This is a genomic window from Bordetella tumulicola, from assembly GCF_054779135.1.
Map to the genome: position 1 here is coordinate 756,026 of NZ_BAAGYU010000007.1, position 19,771 is coordinate 775,796.

17 protein-coding genes and 1 tRNA gene are annotated in these 19,771 nt (G+C 56.6%); 10 read left to right on the forward strand and 8 right to left on the reverse strand.

Annotated features, from left to right (window positions below; all coding sequences use genetic code 11):
• Positions 1 to 211 precede the first annotated feature (211 nt).
• The 7 genes from ACYVDM_RS11880 to ACYVDM_RS11910 all read right to left on the reverse strand — a co-directional run bounded on the left by ACYVDM_RS11880 (position 212) and on the right by ACYVDM_RS11910 (position 7,977).
• A complete protein-coding gene (locus ACYVDM_RS11880) occupies positions 212 to 1,276 on the reverse strand; it encodes a replication initiation factor domain-containing protein (RefSeq protein ID WP_460475391.1) in 1,065 nt (354 codons plus the stop codon).
• Positions 1,277 to 1,649: 373 nt separating this feature from the next.
• Complete coding sequence (locus tag ACYVDM_RS11885) at positions 1,650 to 2,357, reverse strand: hypothetical protein (RefSeq protein ID WP_415785570.1); 708 nt, start codon at positions 2,355 to 2,357, stop codon at positions 1,650 to 1,652.
• Positions 2,358 to 2,454: 97 nt separating this feature from the next.
• The gene (locus tag ACYVDM_RS11890; RefSeq protein WP_415785568.1) at positions 2,455 to 3,669 is read right to left on the reverse strand and encodes a tyrosine-type recombinase/integrase; all 1,215 of its coding nucleotides are present in this window, start codon (positions 3,667 to 3,669) and stop codon (positions 2,455 to 2,457) included.
• A gap of 182 nt (positions 3,670 to 3,851) precedes the next feature.
• Positions 3,852 to 3,927 (reverse strand) — tRNA-Ala (locus ACYVDM_RS11895).
• Positions 3,928 to 4,006: 79 nt separating this feature from the next.
• On the reverse strand, positions 4,007 to 4,789 hold the full coding sequence (gene xth, locus ACYVDM_RS11900; protein ID WP_415785566.1) for an exodeoxyribonuclease III: 783 nt from the start codon (positions 4,787 to 4,789) through the stop codon (positions 4,007 to 4,009).
• Between the two features lie 277 nt (positions 4,790 to 5,066).
• The gene (locus ACYVDM_RS11905) at positions 5,067 to 5,915 is read right to left on the reverse strand and encodes an NADPH-dependent oxidoreductase (protein ID WP_415785564.1); all 849 of its coding nucleotides are present in this window, start codon (positions 5,913 to 5,915) and stop codon (positions 5,067 to 5,069) included.
• A gap of 46 nt (positions 5,916 to 5,961) precedes the next feature.
• Positions 5,962 to 7,977 carry a helix-turn-helix domain-containing protein gene (locus ACYVDM_RS11910; protein ID WP_415785562.1) on the reverse strand — a complete coding sequence of 672 codons (2,016 nt, stop codon included), beginning with the start codon at positions 7,975 to 7,977 and terminating at the stop codon, positions 5,962 to 5,964.
• Positions 7,978 to 8,250: 273 nt separating this feature from the next.
• Here ACYVDM_RS11910 and ACYVDM_RS11915 point away from each other — a divergent pair, with 273 nt between their 5' ends.
• Genes ACYVDM_RS11915 through ACYVDM_RS11940 form a run of 6 tightly spaced genes read left to right on the forward strand, consistent with a single transcriptional unit; the run spans position 8,251 to position 14,075 of the window.
• Entirely contained in the window at positions 8,251 to 9,048 is a 798-nt protein-coding gene (locus tag ACYVDM_RS11915; RefSeq protein ID WP_415785560.1) for an SDR family oxidoreductase, read from the forward strand.
• Between the two features lie 53 nt (positions 9,049 to 9,101).
• The gene (locus ACYVDM_RS11920) at positions 9,102 to 10,349 is read left to right on the forward strand and encodes a branched-chain amino acid ABC transporter substrate-binding protein (RefSeq protein WP_415785558.1); all 1,248 of its coding nucleotides are present in this window, start codon (positions 9,102 to 9,104) and stop codon (positions 10,347 to 10,349) included.
• Positions 10,350 to 10,377: 28 nt separating this feature from the next.
• Positions 10,378 to 11,319 carry a branched-chain amino acid ABC transporter permease gene (locus tag ACYVDM_RS11925; RefSeq protein ID WP_415785556.1) on the forward strand — a complete coding sequence of 314 codons (942 nt, stop codon included), beginning with the start codon at positions 10,378 to 10,380 and terminating at the stop codon, positions 11,317 to 11,319.
• Between the two features lie 4 nt (positions 11,320 to 11,323).
• Positions 11,324 to 12,604 carry a branched-chain amino acid ABC transporter permease gene (locus ACYVDM_RS11930; protein ID WP_415785554.1) on the forward strand — a complete coding sequence of 427 codons (1,281 nt, stop codon included), beginning with the start codon at positions 11,324 to 11,326 and terminating at the stop codon, positions 12,602 to 12,604.
• Positions 12,601 to 13,356 carry an ABC transporter ATP-binding protein gene (locus ACYVDM_RS11935; protein WP_415785552.1) on the forward strand — a complete coding sequence of 252 codons (756 nt, stop codon included), beginning with the start codon at positions 12,601 to 12,603 and terminating at the stop codon, positions 13,354 to 13,356. Before ACYVDM_RS11930 ends, ACYVDM_RS11935 begins: the two co-directional genes overlap by 4 nt.
• Entirely contained in the window at positions 13,353 to 14,075 is a 723-nt protein-coding gene (locus ACYVDM_RS11940) for an ABC transporter ATP-binding protein (protein ID WP_415785550.1), read from the forward strand. Before ACYVDM_RS11935 ends, ACYVDM_RS11940 begins: the two co-directional genes overlap by 4 nt.
• A 70-nt stretch (positions 14,076 to 14,145) precedes the next feature.
• On the opposite strand, the gene ACYVDM_RS11945 is transcribed toward ACYVDM_RS11940, so the two are convergent.
• Positions 14,146 to 14,913 (reverse strand): IclR family transcriptional regulator, encoded by a 768-nt coding sequence (locus ACYVDM_RS11945; protein WP_415785548.1) that lies wholly within the window; start codon positions 14,911 to 14,913, stop codon positions 14,146 to 14,148.
• Positions 14,914 to 15,165: 252 nt separating this feature from the next.
• Here ACYVDM_RS11945 and ACYVDM_RS11950 point away from each other — a divergent pair, with 252 nt between their 5' ends.
• From ACYVDM_RS11950 to ACYVDM_RS11965, 4 genes are read left to right on the forward strand one after another with little or no spacing between them, the layout of a single operon-like run.
• Positions 15,166 to 15,915 (forward strand): SDR family oxidoreductase, encoded by a 750-nt coding sequence (locus ACYVDM_RS11950; RefSeq protein ID WP_415785546.1) that lies wholly within the window; start codon positions 15,166 to 15,168, stop codon positions 15,913 to 15,915.
• Positions 15,916 to 15,954: 39 nt separating this feature from the next.
• On the forward strand, positions 15,955 to 17,100 hold the full coding sequence (locus tag ACYVDM_RS11955; protein WP_415785544.1) for an acyl-CoA dehydrogenase family protein: 1,146 nt from the start codon (positions 15,955 to 15,957) through the stop codon (positions 17,098 to 17,100).
• Between the two features lie 8 nt (positions 17,101 to 17,108).
• On the forward strand, positions 17,109 to 17,621 hold the full coding sequence (locus ACYVDM_RS11960; protein WP_415785542.1) for a MaoC family dehydratase: 513 nt from the start codon (positions 17,109 to 17,111) through the stop codon (positions 17,619 to 17,621).
• Positions 17,618 to 19,768, forward strand: coding sequence for an acetate--CoA ligase family protein (locus ACYVDM_RS11965; protein ID WP_415785540.1), 2,151 nt, complete (start codon positions 17,618 to 17,620; stop codon positions 19,766 to 19,768). The genes ACYVDM_RS11960 and ACYVDM_RS11965 overlap by 4 nt, the downstream gene beginning before the upstream one ends.
• Positions 19,769 to 19,771: the final 3 nt, after the last annotated feature.

Sequence of the window (19,771 nt, forward strand, 5' to 3'; positions counted from 1 at the left end):
TGAATGAGGCAGTGTCCCGCGAGAAAGGCAATATCAAGTTAAGTACTTTCAACAAACGATCGCTCTAAGAATTTGAGTAGGTTAGGATTGGCTCGCAGTCCTACACGAAAAGCATAGAGTCGTGTAGTAGGGATGCTGACACGGTTCTATGCTCGATTTTTTTCGGTCTGGAAAATTGCAAGAATTTGCAGGGGAAAGTCCTTTTCGATGTTTAATGAGGATTAGTACCTAATGCACACCCCAACGCATTGGCTAAAGCCTCCCCGCGCTGTTCCCAAATGTCGTGCGGGTTCCACCAAGGGGGGCTAAGCTCTGATAACCACGCTCGGTATCTGGTTCGTGTTCGTCGGTTCTTGATGCGATATAGAGCAGCTTGCGCTCCCCGGTAACGGCATGAGTCTAGAAAGAGGGCACTCGTTTCGTCGAGCTGCTGTGACGGGTAGCGGGTTAACGTAAACGATAGCAGCGGGTTTGGCATATCGAAAATTGTGCGGAGATTTCCTAGGTCGGCATGTCGGCATTCAATCCTTGTCCACGCTCCTCGCAGACGGGGGCGTTTTCCTTGCTTTTCTATGAATTCTCGTCTCTTGTCATAGGCCACGATATAACGGTTGCTCGTGCGTTTTCCTAGGTAGATGCCCGTTGTCTGTCCCCCCCGATCAAACTGGGCTTCAAACTTTCGAGAAAATACGGAGCGTGTGCTGTGGTATAGCCCTAGTTGCTCAATGTGCACGCCCCGGATATCGACAGCGAAATCCAGACGAGTAAAGCGGGCGTGTTCGAGGTCCCCAAAAAAGTTTGGCCAGCTGGGGCATAGAACGTTGCCGATCAGATCAACAGGATGCTCTCCATTTTGTCCCCGGACTTTCGGATTGAATTCCAGTCTTATGAAGTTCATGCGATCAAAGCGTGGGACTGCTTGTATCGTTAGATGCCGCCCCCCGGCTAGTGGTAGCGTGTAGGCGAAATGGTAATTCTGTAGCAGCGGTCCAGATAGTACTTGGATGATGTATTCGCACTCCGCGCACGTTTGAAGCCTTTCGGTAACGGCGTGCTGGAGTGGATCGGTTTGTACTTGTAGTGTCGCTGATACCTTATCAATGAATAGATGACTGAGAGTAGCCATATCAGCTCTCGTTTGTATGTTCAGTAAACCTTCTAATAGAGCAGCAGTGAGAGGTTTCCCACCGCCCCCCGCGCAGGATGGATTCTGCAATTGATTGCAAAATCTTCTAGGAGGTGCGTCTAGCCCTTTTCTGCTTGCGAGAGTTTTCATCGTAGGAGGATAGGTTCGGGGCGTATGACGCTTCCCACGCCTTTGGATCGGCTAGGTACTCGCGAATCTGCTCCACGCGCCAGCGAGTGCAACGCAGGCCAAATCTTTCTGGCTGAGGGAATCTCCTTTGCCGAACGAGTAGCCATATCGTGCTTTCCGCCCAAGGGGTTACGCCATTGGGCTGTGCTAAAGCTCTAATGCTGCAATAGCCTTCTGCGGGTAAGGCTGCTGCCTTCTTTGTTTTGGCTGTTTGGACTGATGTATTGGTAGTCATCGCCATGTGCTCCTGTGTGTTGAACGAGGAAGCCAGTTTGACGACGTTTGACATTGCGCAGGCCAAATTGAGTTTTGGTAAAGCCAAGTTGGTTTTAGGCTAATTTGCAGGTGATTTTCTTGGCAGCAACTCTGCTGCTTCCTTTAGATATTTGCGTATGGTTTCGTCGGAAACAGGAAGGCCGATTCCCTGCAGGCTTGCTGCGATTTGCCCTGTAGCTTCGTTTTTTTTGGCATTAGGGTCATAGTCATAGCCTTTGATAGCCATCCCAATAATTAGCTTCAGCATGGTTTCTCGCTCACGAGTTCCTATCGGGCTTTCCTGCAGCTTTCTTGCTGAGCTGGCGAAATATCGTGCTTCTTTCCAGTCTATTTCTTTCAACCACTTTTTGATATCGTTCCGCCAGAAACTAGCATGCTTCGTACTCAGAAGTTTTTCCGCGTATGCGTCAAGGCCATTACCACTTTTGATTGCGTGTTCGCACGCTTCCCATATCTCCACGCTGGGTAGTGTGGAAGGAGTTGCTGATACACCAAACTGAATGGGAGTTCCTTTACTGTTTGAGGGGCAATACTCAACAGGAATACCGTCGCGGTAAACAGTTTGTCCAAGGCACAGGGCTCGACTGCAATAAAGAGCATTTTGGTATGCATCTTCAATTAGTGCAGAAAGGATTTTCACCTTTGGTGCGCTGCTCAGGTCTCCTTGATCGAGGCCAGCAGGATCGAATCCTGCTATTAAGCATGCGGTCTCCCACGCACTAAATTGTTCTCTCTGGTCGTAAATGCAGTGGTTTGCGGGTTCCATGCGACTACCTTTGAGTCATCCCAAAACAAAGCGCTAGCGCTCGACCGGGGCGATTCGGTGTTTGATTGAGTTAAGGCTAAATGTTCGCGCACTAAAGTCACGCTGTGCGCGTCAGCGGAATGACGTTGCCGCCGACCTTGAGTTCATCTAAATAGTCGGCCCATGCTTGCATCATCTGTCGGCGATCTTCGAGGAACTTGGTGCGGTTGTATGCTGTACCTAACGCATCGGGGACTTTGTGAGCAAGCTGATGTTCGATCACATGGCTAGGGAAGCGGAGTTGTTCGCTTAGGAGAGTACGAGCCATTGCTCGAAATCCATGAGCGGTAAACTCAGTTTTGGTGTCGTAACCTAGGCGTCGTAACGCCGCGTTGATCGCGGCTTCACTCATCGGTTTATTTGGGTCACGACCGGGGAATACGTGGGTACGATTTCCGGTAAGAGGACGTAGGTCTTGCAGAATTTTAACGGCCTGCTTAGAAAGGCTAACCAAGTGATCGGTCTTGGTCTTTGTGATGAAGTAACGCCATTCGGCTTTTTCTAAATCTATATCTTGCCATTGGGCGGTCCGTAGTTCGCCAGGACGTACAAAAACTAAGGGGGCTATCTGGAGCGCACACCGTACGACAAACGTCCCCTGGAAAGCATCTAAAGCGCGTAGTAACTCTCCTGCCTGCTTCGGGTCGGTGATGGCCGCGAAATGGGTATGTTTGGCGGGTGCGACGGCTCCACGCAAGTCTATAGCTATATCGCGCCCTGCTCGGCCAGTGACAACCGCGTACCGGAAGATTTGACCGCAGTTTTGGAGAATGCGATGGGCGGTATCTATTGCGCCACGGCTTTCGACCCGTTGTATGAGCGTTAACAACTCTTGCGGCGTGATTTCACTGATGGGCCGTTTTCCTAACCATGGGAAAACATCTTTCTCTAACCTACCGATGATCTTACTTGAATGGTTTGCCGCCCAAGATGGGGACTGTTTGGCAAACCACTCTCGGGCGACAGCTTCAAAAGAGGAAGCTGCAGCTAGCTTTTTAGCTTGCTTGGCAGCTTTTCGGGCTTGGCTGGGGTCTATCCCTTCCTTTAGCAGTTTACGAGCTTCTAGATGGAGCCTGCGAGCTTCGGCAAGTGTCGTTTCAGGATACACGCCAATAGAATACGTTTTCCTTTTGTCTGCAAAGCGATAGTCCCAGCGCCAGTACTTTTTGTCTATGTCTTCGATTAGGAGGTATAGACCGTTACCGTCGGACATCTTGCGGGACTTGCCGCTAATGGGCTTGGCTTGGCGGACTGCGGTATCGGTAAGCGGCATAGTAGGCCTTGACGGTATCTGACGGTGTTGGGTCGTCATTTTCTCAGGATACCGTCAAAGATACCGCTCTAAAGTACGGTATGTCCATATACCGATGTATAGCACCCTAGGCAAAGAAAAATCCCTAAGTCGTTGAGGCTAAGGAATTTTTAGACTTCCTTGGGCTACTTTAGATGATTTTTTGGTGGAGCGGAGGAGGATCGAACTCCCGACCTTCGCATTGCGAACGCGACGCTCTCCCAGCTGAGCTACCGCCCCAATCAGCACGAAAATATAGCATATTCCCAGAGCCTTGCGCCGGGCTTTCGCCAGTTTGTGACGGCGCCCGAATTCCGCTTTAGGTCAGGTCGAGCGTAGCCACGACGGGCGCATGGTCAGACGGCTGTTCGTTGCCGCGCGGGCCTTTGTCGATGACGCAGGCCGTGCATTGCTTGGCCAGCGGTTCAGATAGCAAAATATGATCGATACGCAGGCCAGCGTTGCGACGAAAGCCGAGCATGCGGTAGTCCCACCAACTGAACGATTTCTCGGGTTGATCGAACTGTCGGAACGAGTCGGTCAGCCCGAGGTCGAGCAGGGCGCGAAAGGCCGTGCGCTCGGGTTCGGAGACCAGCACTTGGCCCACCCATTTGGCGGGGTCATGCACATCTTCGTCGGCGGGGGCGATGTTGTAGTCACCCAGTAAAGCCAGACGCGGATAGGTTTTAAGCTCTTCGGCGACCCAGCGGTTAAGGTGCTGGTACCAGTCCAGCTTGTAGGGGTACTTGTCGGAATCCAGGGACTGTCCATTGGGGCAATAGGCACAGATGATGCGCACGTCGCCGCCAGGGGCGGGCAGGGTGACGGCGATCAGACGTTGTTGCGGGTCGTCCATGGTGGGGATGTTACGCACCAGAGCGGAGCCCGGCTCGCGCGAGATAATGGCCACGCCGTTATAGGTTTTTTGACCGGCCCAGGCGGCCTGATAACCCAGCTCGGTGAAGGCGTCCAGCGGGAACTTGTCGTCGGTGAGTTTCAGCTCTTGTAGGCACAGGGCGTCGACGGGGTTGGCCGCCAGCCAGTCCAGGACTTGCGGCAAGCGGACTTTGAGGGAGTTGATATTCCAGGTGGCTAATTTCATGAATTTTGTAGACCGTTTGTTTATGCGGCTCTTAAGCCATATCGTTCCGGGAAATCGCCACTAGCTGCAAATTCAGCGACGAAATGCATGCGAGGCTGGCCAGCGTAAGCCTTCCGGGTGAACGATGAATGATACCGCGCACGACTACGCCGTTTTCTATGGGGACGGCTCCGCGCACTAACTCCTGGCTCTGGATGTTCGCTGACGATCACGTAGCGGTGTCGGGCGTCACGTTCGATTAACGCCATCGAATCACGAAATGTGGATTCAGCGGATCTCAGCGCAACAGGAAACCCAAGTCGTTGAGGATGCTGCGCAGCTCATAGCGCTGATCCGCCGGGTTGGCTTTCAGGCGGTTCAGGATGTGGGCTGTCCAGAGCGGATGTTCGATGGATTGCTTTTTCCAGAACGCGTCCAGTGCGCGGTTGTACACGTCGACCGCCGGTAACTGTGTGGCGCCGTCGTAGTATTCGTGGTGTAACACCGCCGATTGAGGCAAGCGCGGCTTGATGCTATGCGCGACAGCCTCGTCGGCGTAGCCGATGGCGGTGCCGAATACGGGGATCACCTGGGGCGGCAACTTCAGATTGGCCGCCAGCGGCCGGATGTGGCTGCGAATGGCGCCGACATAGACTGCCCCCAGGCCGAGCGACTCGGCGGCGAGCACGGCGTTCTGCGCGGCCAGACCGGCTTCGACCGAGGCCAGAACCACCGACTCCACGAATTCGCCACCGTCAATTTCCCGGCTGTGCTGCTCGGCCACCTGCCGTGCTCGGCCGAAGTCAGCTAGCCAGACGAGAAACAAGGGTGCCTGCCTAACGAATTCCTGGTTGCGTGCCCAGTGGGCGACTTGGTCTTTGTGCTCGGGGTCCTGGATGGCTACCACGCTCCAGACCTGTAGATTCGACGATGTCGATGCCGACTGCGCGGCAGTGATCAGGGTAGGCAGTACCTCGGGTGCCAGCGGCCGTGAGGAAAAGGCGCGTACCGAACGGTGACCTAACGCCAGCCGGATGGCCGGGTTGTCAATGACGGGATAGTCGCTGGCGACTTCCTCGCCATAACGTTGTGTCAGTAGTTCCGCAATCGGACTGGACAATGAGAATGGTGGTGCGGATTGTGTCATAAGCGTCTGAAAGTGGCGGACCGGGGCAAGGTCGGAATTTAACCGATTAAGTAGGCATAATGGTCGCCACGCCGATGTACCAGAGGCGCAAGGCAACGTGAATTTCCAGGGCACGCCCTGTATCGCTCCACTGGCCGATCAGTTCCTCGACACTCGTGAGCCTTTGCCGCATGGTGTTTACATGAATTCCCAGGTGCGATGCCGTGACCGTGGCGTTTTGGGCGTGGTCGAAATAGGCCAGCAAGGTCGTGGCCAGCGCGGATCCGCGTTTGTTGTCGTGCCTGATGATGGCACCGATCGAGGCATCCAGAAAGGTGTTCAGGCTGGTGCGGTCCTGCGTTTCAAATAGTACGGAATACAGGGCCAGTTCATTTTGACCAACGATACGTGCGCGCATGCCCAAGCGGCCCACGACGGATAATGCGCGCCGCAGCGATGTATAGAGGGCGGGCATCTCTGCGGCGCTCTGTGCGGGTCGCGACAGCACCCCCCGATAGGCGTCGCCCAACTCTTGGCGTGCGAAGTCATCGAAGGTCTCTCGTAAGTAAGGAACGTGTGCCGTGCTACACACAAAGGCGAGCACACCATCGACCTCATCGACCACCAACGCCGGGTGCGTAAAGATGGCGCGCAGGCGCCGCGCTAGAAAGCTGGGTTCCTGCTGGATCAATTCGACCAGCATCAGCGTCAGGGGTTGTGAGATATCCAGTCCGAAACGTTCAGCGCGATCCGGGGTCAGCGTGGGCTCGCTCTGTCGGGGCGATATCAGCGATTGCAGGAATTCGGAGACGTCACGATGCTTGCTGGCTTCCATGCGCTCTTGTGATAGCAGCACGATACCAATGATGCTGGAGCTTCTTTCGAAGGTCCGGATCGACGTGTCGCGCATGTCCTCGCGTCTAAACAACAGAATAGCGCCCAGGATGCCACCACCGCCAATCACGGCAATCGTTCGACAAATCTCGCCCTGGGTTTTGTAGGCGATCGTGGAGCGACCGGCGCGCCGGCTGTCTCGGAGAGCTTGTGTCAGCGCGGCGCTGTGAGGACCATACGGTTCGTAAGCATCGGATGCGATGCCGTCATAACCGGACGCCGTAGCGCGCGCGATCACGTGATGGCTTTCGTCCAGCACCACGATGCTGCCCTCGAGCAGTTGCGCGATTGATTGACATAGCTCGGCCAATGACGCTCCCTTGGCCAACAGCAAAGTCAGGCGTTCGTGCGCTTCCACGGCGCCCTGTACGTCGCGCGCGTGCTGCTCCAGTTCGGTACGTGCCTGGTCGGCTTTTTCCAGGGCCGACCGGGCATCTGCAAAGGCCTTGGCATTGTTGATCGCTATGGCCGCGTGGGTCGCCAGCGTGGACAGAATAGAGACATTCACCGCCGTGTGGGTACGGTGATAGCGATCGGCGACGAACAACAGGCCAATCACGTTGTTGTCCCAGATGAGGGGAGCCCCCACCAGCGCGGCGACGCCTTCGTCGCGGAATATGTCATCCAGGACAGAGTCATGGGCAAAACGATTGTCGTGCAGGTAATCCGGCGTGGCGAAAGGCAGGCGTGTGGACATCACGATGCCGGCGACACCCAGCGTGCGTTTTGCCGTCATTTTTCCGGTGCGCGCGGCGATCGCTCCTTCGGCGACCACCACTTTGAATTCGCCGACCTCGGCGTCGTAGATGGTCAGCCAGCAAAGATGGGCTCGGAGCAGATCCCGGGCACGGGTCACGATCGCATTGAGCAGTTCGGACCGATCAAGCCTACCCGCCAAATCCTGTGCGGACTCGATCACCGCGAGCAGACCGCGCTCACGCTGTTCATGTTGCTCAAGCCGGTTGCGCAGCCCCATGGCCATGCGCACCAGTTCGATCAGGCTGTTCTTTTGCGTCAGCGCGTCGGGCAACGCCTCGAGCGTGGTCAATCGTGCCGCGAAATCCTCTGTCGGGGCATTGCTGTGCAGCAATCCGACCAGTTCGGCGGCGATGGTCTCGGCGCCGGCGTCCCCTGGCAGGCTTGCGGGCGAAAGAGTGTGCAGTCTGCGATCAAGGGGTTGCCGGGGCATGGGTTTTCACAATGGTGGGCAATGCGTCGTAGGCAATATGCGGTAGGCACGCGGCGGACCAAACGCGCAAGCGTTCAGAAGGGCCGCTTGGTGAATTTCGTCACGACAAGCTCCCATGGGGAGTACACGTCCGTAGGAGCTCGTCGGTATATTCCCTTAAAGACGCTGTGCGAACATCATATCAAAACACCAGTTTTCATGTGTACATCGCATATAGCTTTGCACCAGCGCGTGCTTGACACTTTGCCTATCCCCGAGACAGGAGACTACTAGGTGCATAACCGCATTATCGATTCGCTCAGGCCCGTGCCGGGCCTGCGTGTTCTGGTCACGGGCGGCGCCTCGGGTATCGGCGCCGCGATCGCACGTGCCTTCTGCGAGACGGGCGCGCGCGTACATGTATGCGACGTCGACCGCGTCGCGCTCGATGGGTTGGCGGCCGAAACGCCGGCCATCACGACCAGTACAGCGGACGCCTCGATCGCTAAAGACGTGGATATGGTGTTCGATGACGTCAAGCATAGTCTGGGTGGCCTGGACGTGTTGATCAGCAACGTCGGTATCGCCGGGCCCACCGGGCCGATGGAAGACTTGCGGCATGCCGATTGGGAGCGCACGGTCGATGTGAATCTGAACAGTCATTTTTACTTCGCACGCTGTGCCATTCCGCTGCTGAAGGCGTCCGGCAACAATCCTGGGCTGATAACCATGAGCTCGGTCGCGGGTCGACTGGGCTACGCGCTGCGTACGCCGTATGCATGTACGAAATGGGCGCTCGTCGGTTTGATGAAATCACTGGCGATTGAGCTTGGGCCCCATGGTGTACGCGTCAATGCGATTCTGCCCGGCACGGTCGAAGGCGACCGGATGACGGGCGTGATCGGCGCGCGCGCCGCGGCGGCCGGTGTGTCTGTCGAGGCGATGCGCGAGGAATACATGCAAAAGATCTCGCTGCGCCGCATGGTCACGACGGATGATATCTCGGCCATGGCCCTGTTTCTCTGTTCGCCAGCGGCGCGCAACATCACAGGCCAGGCGATCAGTGTGGACGGGAACATGGAGTATCTATGAATCCCTGATCCGCTCCATTTACCGCACTAAGACTAGAAAACAAGGAGACACAGATGAACAAGCGAAACCTTTACGCTCTTGCGGTCGTATCCGGAATGGGCGCGTTTTGCGCCGCGTCCGTATCGGCTGCACCGGTCCAGATCGGCCTGGTGGAAACGCTGTCCGGCCCGCAGGCTTCTTCGGGGCAAGCCTACCGTACGGCAGTGCGCTATGTCGTTGATCAAATCAACGCTGCAGGTGGATGGAACGGCGAGCCGGTGCAACTGCGGGAATACGATAATCAAGGTGGCCCCTCGGGTGCTGCCGACAAACTCAAGGCCGCCATCGCCGATGGCGTGCAGATCGTCGTGCAGGGGGCGTCATCAGCCATCGGCGGACAGATCACCGAGGACGTGCGCAAACACAATCTGCGCAACCCCGGCAAGGAGGTGGTCTACATCAACATGGGTGCCGAGGCGCTGGATCTGACGGGTGAAAAATGCAATTTTTATCATTTCCGTTTTGCAGGTAATGCCCAGGTCCGTACTAAATCCCTGATCGAAGGAATGAAGAAGGCCGGCGCACTAGGTACCAAGGTCTATTCCATCAATCAAAACTACTCCTGGGGCCAGGACATGGAGCAAGCCATTGTCGATAACCAGAAGGAGGGCGGCTATACCGTCGTTGAGAAGACCTTGCACGATGTGAACAAGATCCAGGACTTCTCGCCTTACGTCGCAAAGATCGCGGCATCCGGCGCCGATACCGTCATGACCGGAAACTGGTCCAATGATTTGCTGCTGCTGATGAAGGCATCCAAGTCAGCCGGTCTTAAGGCGCGATACGGCACGGTATATCTGGACCAGCCCGGCAACCTGGCCAACGCGGGAGACTTGGCTGAAGGCAACTTTGTCGTTCACACGTTCAACGCCGAAGCCGGTGGCGACGATGCGGCGAAGTTTGTCGACGACTACAAAGCCAAAACGGGCCATCTGCCGGTCTTCGTGGAGCCGCAAACGGTATACGGCATGAAGATGATTGAAGATGCGCTCAAGCGCAGCCAGCCCCAGGACGGTGCGCTGAACGTGAACGATTTCGCGAAGGCGCTGGAGACGGCACGTATCCAGACCCCGATGGGGGAAATGAGCATGCGCGCATCAGATCATCAGGGACAACTGCCCATGGTGGTGTCCACCGTCACGCCTGACGCCAAATATAAGGTGGATGGCACGGAGATGGGATTCAAGCCCGTACTGTTGCTCTCGGCCGAAGAAGCCTCGACGCCCGCGCAATCCAGTTGCCAGATGAAGCGGCCCAGCTAAGTTCAGGGTCGATTGCCTTCGGACACTCATGGAACAAGTTCTATTTTCTCTGCTGAACGGCGTCATCTATGGACTGTTGTTGTTCATGGTCTCGGCCGGGTTGACGCTCATCTTTGGCATGATGGGCGTACTCAACTTCGCCCATGCGTCGTTCTACATGCTGGGCGCGTACTTCGCGTATATGCTGCAGGGCGCGATCGGGTTCTGGCCGGCGGTGATCGTGTCGCCCGTGCTGGTCGGGCTGATCGGCGTTGTGGTGGAACGCTATTTTCTGCGCCGGGTGCATCGTTATGGCCATGCGCATGAACTGCTGTTGACCTTTGGCCTATCGTTCATCATCGCAGAGTCGATCAAGCTGTTTTTTGGCAATTATCCCGTCGACTACCGGGTACCGGCCTTCCTGGATTTCTCGGCTTTCAGTATCGGCGGGACGCAGTATCCCGTTTACCGGCTGTTGATGGGGGGTATCGCGATTGTCATGTTCGTCGTCATCTACCTGACTTTGACGCGCACCCGCGTGGGGATTGTGGTGCGTTCGGCGATCCACAAGCCAAACATGGCCGAAGCGCTCGGGCACAACGTGCCGCTGGTCTTCATGGGCGTCTTTGGTGCGGGCGCGGCGTTGGCGGGACTGGCTGGCGCCGTGGCTGGCGCTTTCTATACGACCAATCCGAACATGGCGCTCGAACTCGGCGTCGTGGTTTTCGTGGTCGTCGTGGTCGGCGGCCTGGGCTCGCTGGTGGGGGCCATGCTGGCGTCGTTGCTGATCGGCATCGTCACCTCGCTGGCCGTCTCGGTGGACAGCAGCCTGGCCGATCTTTTGACCTTGGTTGGTGCCGGAGACTGGGCTCGCGACATGGGAGGCCTGATGACCCTCAAGCTATCTAGCCTGGCGGCCACGCTGCCTTTTGCGCTCATGTTGCTGATTCTGTTGGTGCGGCCCGGTGGCCTCATGGGCGAAAAGGGCTGACACCATGAGAAAACACCTTCTTTCATGTTTGATGGGCGTCGCCGTGTTGGTGGTGCTCCCGTTCCTGTTGTCGCAGGGGTTGTTAAACGCTGCGATCCAGATGCTCATCGCCGCGCTCTTTGCCAGCGCCTATAACTTACTGTGCGGGCAGGCCGGCATGCTGTCTTTTGGGCATGCGGCATATTTCGGCGTTGGCGCATTCGCGACGGTGCATGCGATGAATGCGGTGGGCGGCGCGGGTTTGTTGCCTACGCCCTTGATGCCGCTGGCCGGTGCCGTCGGGGGCTTGATATTCGGCGGCATCGCGGGCTGGTTTGCTACTCAGCGCAGTGGCACGTATTTCGCGATGATCACGCTGGCGATCGCAGAACTTGTCCATTCGCTCGCGCCGCATCTCAAGGGAGTGTTTGGCGGTGAAGCGGGCATCTCAACCATGCGCATGCCCGCCTGGGGATTCAACTTTGGGTCGACCACGCAGGTGTACTACTTGACGCTAGCCTGGGTGTTGTTTGGCGTGGCGCTACTGTATCTGTATACGCGCACGCCGCTCGGGCGGTTGACATACGGATTGCGCGAGAACAGCCACCGCTTGAGGTTCCTGGGCTACAACGTTCACGGATTGGGCACATTGGCGTTCGCTATCTCGGCGATGTTTTCCGGCATGGCCGGGGGCTTGCAAGTGATGTCGAACGAGTCGGCGAATTACGTGGTTTTCGATCCGTCTCTCTCGGCGGCGGCCGTGCTCAATACTTATATCGGTGGCGTGCAGGTGTTCCTTGGGCCTGCATTCGGCGCGGCGCTGATGACCTTTTTTGGGTATGCCGTCTCCGACCTGACGCGATCCTGGCTGCTGTACCAGGGCATCGTATTCGTCCTTGTCATGATGTTCCTGCCCACTGGACTGACCGGGCTGATCGGCATCGCGGGCCGCCTGCGCGAGCATCATAGCCTGGGAAGGCTGATGCCGATTTTCTTGCAGGCGATTGCCTCGGCCGCATTGATTGGCGCTGGCGCTGTGTTTGTCATCGAATTGGCTCAGCGCCTATTTTCACTGGAATATCGTTCGTTGGCGCGGCTCAAACCCGACGATCCCTGGCCGGCCGTAACATTGTTCGACCACGCTTGGCAGCCACAATCCATGATGACTTGGGGCGTACCGATACTGATGCTGGCGCTCGGCGGTCTGCTCGTGCGGCGCTGCCGCAGACAGATGCGCGCGCTGCGGGACGACCCGTCGGTGATGCCCACTACCGGGCCCGAGCCGCAAGGCAGGGAGGCAGCATGAGCGACGCGATTCTCGACATTCAGTCGCTACGCAAATCATTTGGTGCGACCGACATCATTCGTGGTGTAAACCTGAGTATGCAGGAAGGCGAACGACATGCGCTCATCGGCCCCAACGGCGCCGGCAAGTCCACGTTGTTTCACTTGATGTCTGGCCAACTGGCGCCGAGCTCCGGTGCGATCCTCTTCAAGGGACACGAGATCGGTGGCCGTTCTCCCCAGGCGATCAACCGTCGCGGCCTGGCGCGTTCGTTTCAGATCACCAACATCTTTCCTAAGCTAAGCACGTTCGAGAACGTGCGGCTTGCCGTGATGCGCGCGCATGGTTTGCAGTATGTGTTCTGGAAGTTCATTGACAACGATCGTCGCATTAGAGACGAAACGGAGCGGTTGCTTGCGCTGGTGCGTCTAACGCCAAAGGCATCGACTATCGCAGGAGAAATGGCGTATTCCGAGCAACGCTCGTTGGAGATCGCGATGACGCTAGCCTCTGATCCCACGTTGATCTTGCTGGACGAACCCATGGCTGGTATGTCGCACGATGAGACCGAATACACGGCCCAGCTCATCCGGGAGATCTCGGTGGGGCGCACGCTCATGATCGTCGAGCACGACATGGACGTCGTCTTCAAACTGAGTGACCGCATCAGTGTGCTGGTCTATGGCGAAATCATTGCGACGGGCAGTCCCGAAGAAATCCGCGGGCATGCGGGTGTGCGCGAGGCGTACCTGGGCGACGAGGCGACAACATGAACGAGCTGAATGACACGTTGCTCGCCGTGGAAAACCTGCACGCGCATTACGGTAAAAGCCATGTTCTGTACGGTGTGGACTTGCAGATCCATCGTAACGAAGTCGTCAGCCTGGTGGGTCGAAACGGAGCAGGGCGGTCGACCACGATGAAGGCAATCATGGGGCTGGTCCCGCCCACATCTGGTCGCATTTGCTTGCGTGGGCGTGATCTGGCCGGCTCGCGGCCCTACACGATCTGCCGTGCCGGTATCGCCTATGTGCCAGAAGAACGCGAGGTCTTTGCAAACCTGACGGTCGATGAAAACCTGCAGATGGGGGAACAGCCGCCCGTAGCCGGCGCGCATCGATGGACGGTCGAGCAGATGTTCGACTATTTTCCGCGCCTGAAAGAACGGCGCAACACCAAAGCCGGCAGCCTGTCGGGAGGCGAACAGCAGATGCTGACGATCTGCCGTTCACTACTTGGCAATCCGCTGGTCATGTTGATTGATGAGCCCACCGAGGGACTAGCCCCCAAGATCGTCGTCCAGGTCGGCGAGTGCATCCAGGACATGAACAGCAAGGGCGTCTCGGTCATTTTGGTCGAACAGAAATTGACTATCGCGCTGAAAGTCTCCACGCGCGTCTGTGTGATGGGCCATGGCCGCATCGTGTTCGAAGGCCAACCCGAAGAACTGGCCTCGAACGAAGCGGTGGTATCCCAATGGCTGGCCGTGTGAGTCGCCAGACGCTTGTTGACTCAACGTCATGGGGCTATCTGGGACTCGATGGCCCCAATCGATGAGAGGCTTAGGCGTCGATCGTGGCTGGTTTGTTATCGGTAGTGGCTGGCAGTCCGGCGACTATCTGCTTCATTTCCGCCAAATAGGTCTCGCGATTCTTCAGCATTCGATCCACGGGGCCCGCAATGGATAACGCCGCCTTGGCATCGCCGATTTCTAGCGGAATACCGAATGCCAGGACACCTTCGTTGCCTTCTTCCTGGACGCTATACCAGCCACGCTTGCGTTGTGCCTTGACGTTTTCTTCTAATTCGGTGGGATCTACGATGGTCTCCGTCGTGACCTTTCGCAATGGCTTGAGACGCAATTGGCGGCGCATCTCCTCGTCGTCCAGACTGCCGAGTACGGCCTTTCCAAGGGCTGATGCGTGTAGTGCAATGCGCTCTCCGTTGCGCAACACATAGCGCAAATGATGCTTGCCTTCAGCCGTGGCGAGCACTTTGACGGCACCGCCGTCCAGCATGGCGCAGAAGGCGGATTCGCCCGTTTTTTCACTCAGTAGCTCGACCATCTCCAGGCTCGCCATGTAGAGCGGATCATTGCGCGAAATATCCAGCGCAATGGAATAGAGCTTTCCCGTCGGATAAAAGCGACGGGTTTTGGCCGTACGAATTACGTATCCGGCTTTCATCATCGTATGCAGCAGGTCTGAACAACTGCTGTCAGCCAAGTCCAGAAGCCGGGCGACCTCGGAAACGGAGAGTTCGCGTTTTTCACGGGCAAACACTTCGAGGACGGCCAGGGTCCGGGCGCAAGCGGGTACGTCTGCGGGCACACAGCCTCCAATAAGTAATAACGATAGGTCGTATTGTACTTCGTCACGCCGGTTCCTTAAATGAGTTCGAGAATAGCTCTGGAGAATGACTATTTCGGACGATAGATTGGCTAGATCGCGAAAAATCAAGAGTTACAGCATCGTTGAATTTATCGACAGCTGAGTGTTGACATTGCGTGGTCTGATCTATAAATTACGATCATTCGTCGAATAAAACGATATTTCGTTGAAAAAGAAAATCTGAGGAGCGCTATGGAACTCAATCTTGAGGGGCGTGTCGCCCTGGTGACGGGGGCGGGCAGCGGCATCGGTCGCGATACGGTGTTTAAGTTGGCCGAGGAGGGGTGCAAGGTCGTTGTCTCCGATATCAATGCCGACAATGCCCAAGAGACGGCTGATGCACTTCGCCAGGCGGGGCATGAGGCGCTTGCCGTGGTATGTGATGTCACGAGCGAAGACCAGGTGAGGCAACTGATTGCGCAAGCACAGCAGTTGGGGGGCGTGGACATTTTGGTGAATAACGCAGGCATCGTGAAGGATGGCTATCTGACCAAGATGACTGAGCAGGCTTGGGACAGCGTCGTTGACATCATCCTGAAGGGAGCCTTTCTATGTTCACGTGAAGTGCTGCCACAAATGATGGAAAAGAAGTGGGGGCGCGTGATCAATATCTCGTCGCGCTCACTGTTTGGTAATCCCGGGCAGGTCAACTATTCGGCAGGAAAGGCAGGCCTGGTGGGCTTTACTCGCGCGCTGGCGCTCGAACAAGGCAAGTTCGGCGTAACAGTCAACGCGATTGCGCCGGGTTTCATCATGACACCGGGCATTCGCAATCTTCCGCACTTCCCCAAGTTGCACGGGGCCGCCGTCGCCAAGGTTCCGGTGGGTTTTCTGGGTGAGCCGCGCGACATATCTAATGCAGTTGCGTTTTTGGCTTCAGACGTGGCGCGCTATATCAGTGGGACGACATTGTTTGTGACCGGTGGCCGCTATTCGAGCTGATCGGGCTCATTTCCCTATCTTCAAGTGAACTGAATCAACATGAACTTTGATCTCAACTCCGAACAGATTGAATTGCAAGATCAGATACGGCGTTTCATGCGCCGCGAAGTGGTGCCGTTGATCGATGAGAGCGAAGCCGGCCGGAAGTTTCCGTTCGAGCTGTTTCCCAAACTGGCGGAGTTTGGCTATATGGGAGGCGTCTTGCCAGAATCGGAAGGCGGGCTGGGCATCGATTATGTGACGTGGTCGATGATGTTCGAGCAGTTGGGCTATCACTGGCTGTCGCTTCGCACCATGCTTAACTGCACGAATGTGCCGATGTTTATGTTGGCGAGCCGGGGGACGGCCGAGCAAAAGGAAAAGTATCTAAAGCCGCTTATTGAGGGCAAGGCATCTATATTCACTGCCATTACGGAGCCAAACGTCGGATCCAATCCCGCAGCCGTGCAGACGCGCGCGGAACTCAAGGGGGATCATTACGTCATCAGTGGCCGAAAGCTGTGGATCAGCAACGGGTTGTGGGCCGACTTCGGTATTGTGGTTGCCCGGACCTATAGTGCGGATAGCGATGGCAAGCTATCTCTGTTCATTGTCGATGCAAAGGAGTCCCCGTTCGAGCGCCGCGCGGCGGAGACAATGGTGTTGCGTTGCACGGGCACAGCGGAACTTGGTTTTTACGATGTGAAGGTCCCTCGCGAGAACCTTTTGGGTGCGGAAGGCGATGCCATGCGCATCACGCTGGCAGGCTTGGATGTCGGACGTCTGCATATTGCGCACGGCGCGGTGGGCGCGGCACAGGCAGCACTGGACTTGGCCACGGATTTTGCCAAGACGCGCGAGCAGTTCGGCAAGCCTATCGGCAGTTTCCAGTTAGTACAGAAACATATCGTTGATATGACGATACGGGTCAATGCCGCGCGGGCGTTGTCTTATCAGGCTGCGTGCGCTTTGCAGCAGGGTCGAGCCACGATGGAGTGCGCGATCGCCAAGTTGTATGCCACGGAGGCCGCCCACGAAGTGGCGAGCATGGCGCTGCAGGTGCATGGTGGTCAAGGCTATGCGGTGGGCTATCCCATTGAGCGGATCTTCCGTGATACGCGTGGAGGAACGATTCCCGAGGGGACGACTGAAATTCAGACACTCATCATCGGTCGCAGCCTGCTGGGCATGTCGGCCATTCATTAAGATCGCCCATGTCGCAAACAACATCTACAGGAACGCCCGCGGTGGCGTTGGACAGCATAGCGGCGGGTCGCTATTTCTGGGAAGACCTGCCGGTCGGCTTCAAATATCAGACATCATCGCGCACGATTACTGAGTCGGACATTGTTTCGTTCGCCGCGCTGACCGGTGACATGAATCGCGCGCATGTCGACGACGAGACTGCACGTAGCGGGCTGTTTGGTAAACGGATTGCACACGGATTACTCGTGGAGTCCTACATGGCCGGGCTGAATACGCGAACCATCGTGAATCAGTTGCTAGAGCCATCGATGCTGGCGTTGCTCGGTACGGAATGTCGTTTTCTTAAGCCCACATTCGTTGGCGACACCATTTCCGTAGAAATCGAGGTCATCGAAACACGGCCTTCCTCCAAATCGGATCGCGGCATTGTGAAGTTTCGACGTAGTGCGATATCACAGCGCGGCGAGGTCGTCGTCGAATGCATTGTGAGCATGATGTTCAAGCGTAGGGGTTCGGAATGAGTTCAGTGGAGAAGTCGGGGTTGTTTTCAGATCTACATCTTTTATTTAATCCACGATCCATTGCTTTGGTCGGCGCTTCCAGCCGAAATGACAGTGTGGGCGGACGAACGCTGGAGAACTTGCAGGAGTTTTCCAATCTGAAGGGGCCGCTCTATCTGATCAACCCAACTAAATCGGAAATACGAGGATTGCCGTGCTATCCCTCTGTCGGTGCATTGCCAGAGCCGCCCGATGTCTCGATCATCACGGTCCCGGCCAAGTCCGTTATTGCCGTGCTAGAAGAATGTGCGGAAAAGGGGTCGAAGTTTGCAATCGTCCTGACGTCCGGTTTTGGGGAAATGGGCGAAGCCGGCAGGCGCGACGAGGACACCATGCGCGAGATTGCCCAGCGCAGCGGCATGCGCATTTATGGGCCTAACTGTCCTGGGCTCAACAACATCAATGCCAAATTGGGTATGTCATTCTCGCCCGCGTTTCGCATGGACCTGGCGCCTGGTCCCATCGGTCTGGCGACGCAAGGCGGTGGGTTGGGACGCACGATCATGCAGTCCATGGAGCGCGGGATAGGCGTGGCCGCCTGGGCATCGTCTGGTAATCAGGCAGATCTGGACGTGAGCGATTTCATTCACTATATGGCGGATGCGCCGGATGTGAAGGTAATTGCAACCATCATTGAAGGTTTTAAAAGCGGAGAGAAATTTGTCGCGGCGGTGCAGCACGCGGCGGATAAGGGTAAGCCAGTTGTTGCACTGAAGGTGGGTAAATCAGAGTACGGTATCCGGGCCGCACAGTCGCATACCGCCTCTATTACCGGCACCGCGCAGATTAATAGCATGGTGCTGCGGCAGTTGGGCGTGATCGAAGTCGACGATATGGATGAGCTTGTCGACACCGCTTGGCTATTGGCCCGTCAACTGCCTACAGGCAAAGAAAGTCTGGTTATCTACGGCCCCTCAGGAGGGGCGGTGACCTTGGCCGCCGACAAGGTGGGTAGTGCGGGTTTGAAACTGGCTGAATTTGAAACACACACCACCGAACGACTGAAATCGCTATTGCCTGACTATGCCGCTATTGCGAACCCGGTGGACGTCGGTACGGAAATATTCACGAACTCTCGGCTGGTCGATGACACACTGCAGGCAGTGGTTGATGACCCAGGTGTGGGATTGGTGCTTTACGCGTTTCCACTCGACTACGGAAAAGTCATGCGCGATAACGCAGAGAGCGCGGTGCGAGTGCAGGCGGGTACGAGTGTTCCCATTCTTCCTGTCTGGATGAGTGATCGTCTGGGTGATGGGTACCACGCGCTTGTAAAAGCCGGATTGGTTCCTTCACGCTCGTTGAGTAATGCCGTGCGCGCGGTAGGCCATTGGATTGAATGGGGACGTTGGATCAAGCAGCGCGATCCTGATTTTAAGCCCCAGCCCGTCGCGCACTCACGAATAGGCCAGGAGGAACCGCCGACAAGAACGCTATCTGAGGTCGAGGCAAAGCAGATGCTTGGTCGTGCGGGCATTCCGTTCATGGCGCGTGGTGTGGCGGTCGAGATAGAGCAGGCTGTGCTGCTTGCCGATGAGTTGGGTTATCCCGTGGTGGCAAAGATCGTTAGCCCGCAGATTGCGCACAAGTCCGAGGTGGGTGGCGTCGCTATTGGCTTATCCAATGCGAACGAGGTTCGTGTCGCATGTGAAGCCATTCTGAAATCTGTCGCAGGGAAAGCGCCCTCTGCCTCTGTCGAAGGTCTGTTGATTGAGCGTATGGCCGGCGCCGGTGGCGTGGAGGTGTTTGTCGGCGTGCAGCGCGACGCGGTCTTTGGCCCGATCCTTAGCTTTGGCCTGGGCGGAATCTACGTGGAAGTCTTTAAGGACATCAGTCGCCGAATGCTGCCGCTAACGCGCGCGACGTGTGAGTCGATGGTTCGAGAAGTGCAATGCTTCCCGTTGCTCGACGGTGCGCGGGGTAAGTCCAAGTGTGATCTGCGGGCGCTTGAGGAACTGCTCCTCAGCATATCGCAGTTTGTGCTGGCCAATCCCCAAGTACGGGAAATCGACCTGAATCCTGTCTGGGTCGGGGCAGCGGGCCAAGGCGCGATTGCGCTCGACGCGGTCGTCATTGTTGAAGCGTTATCCAAGAACGAATCGGAGTAAAGA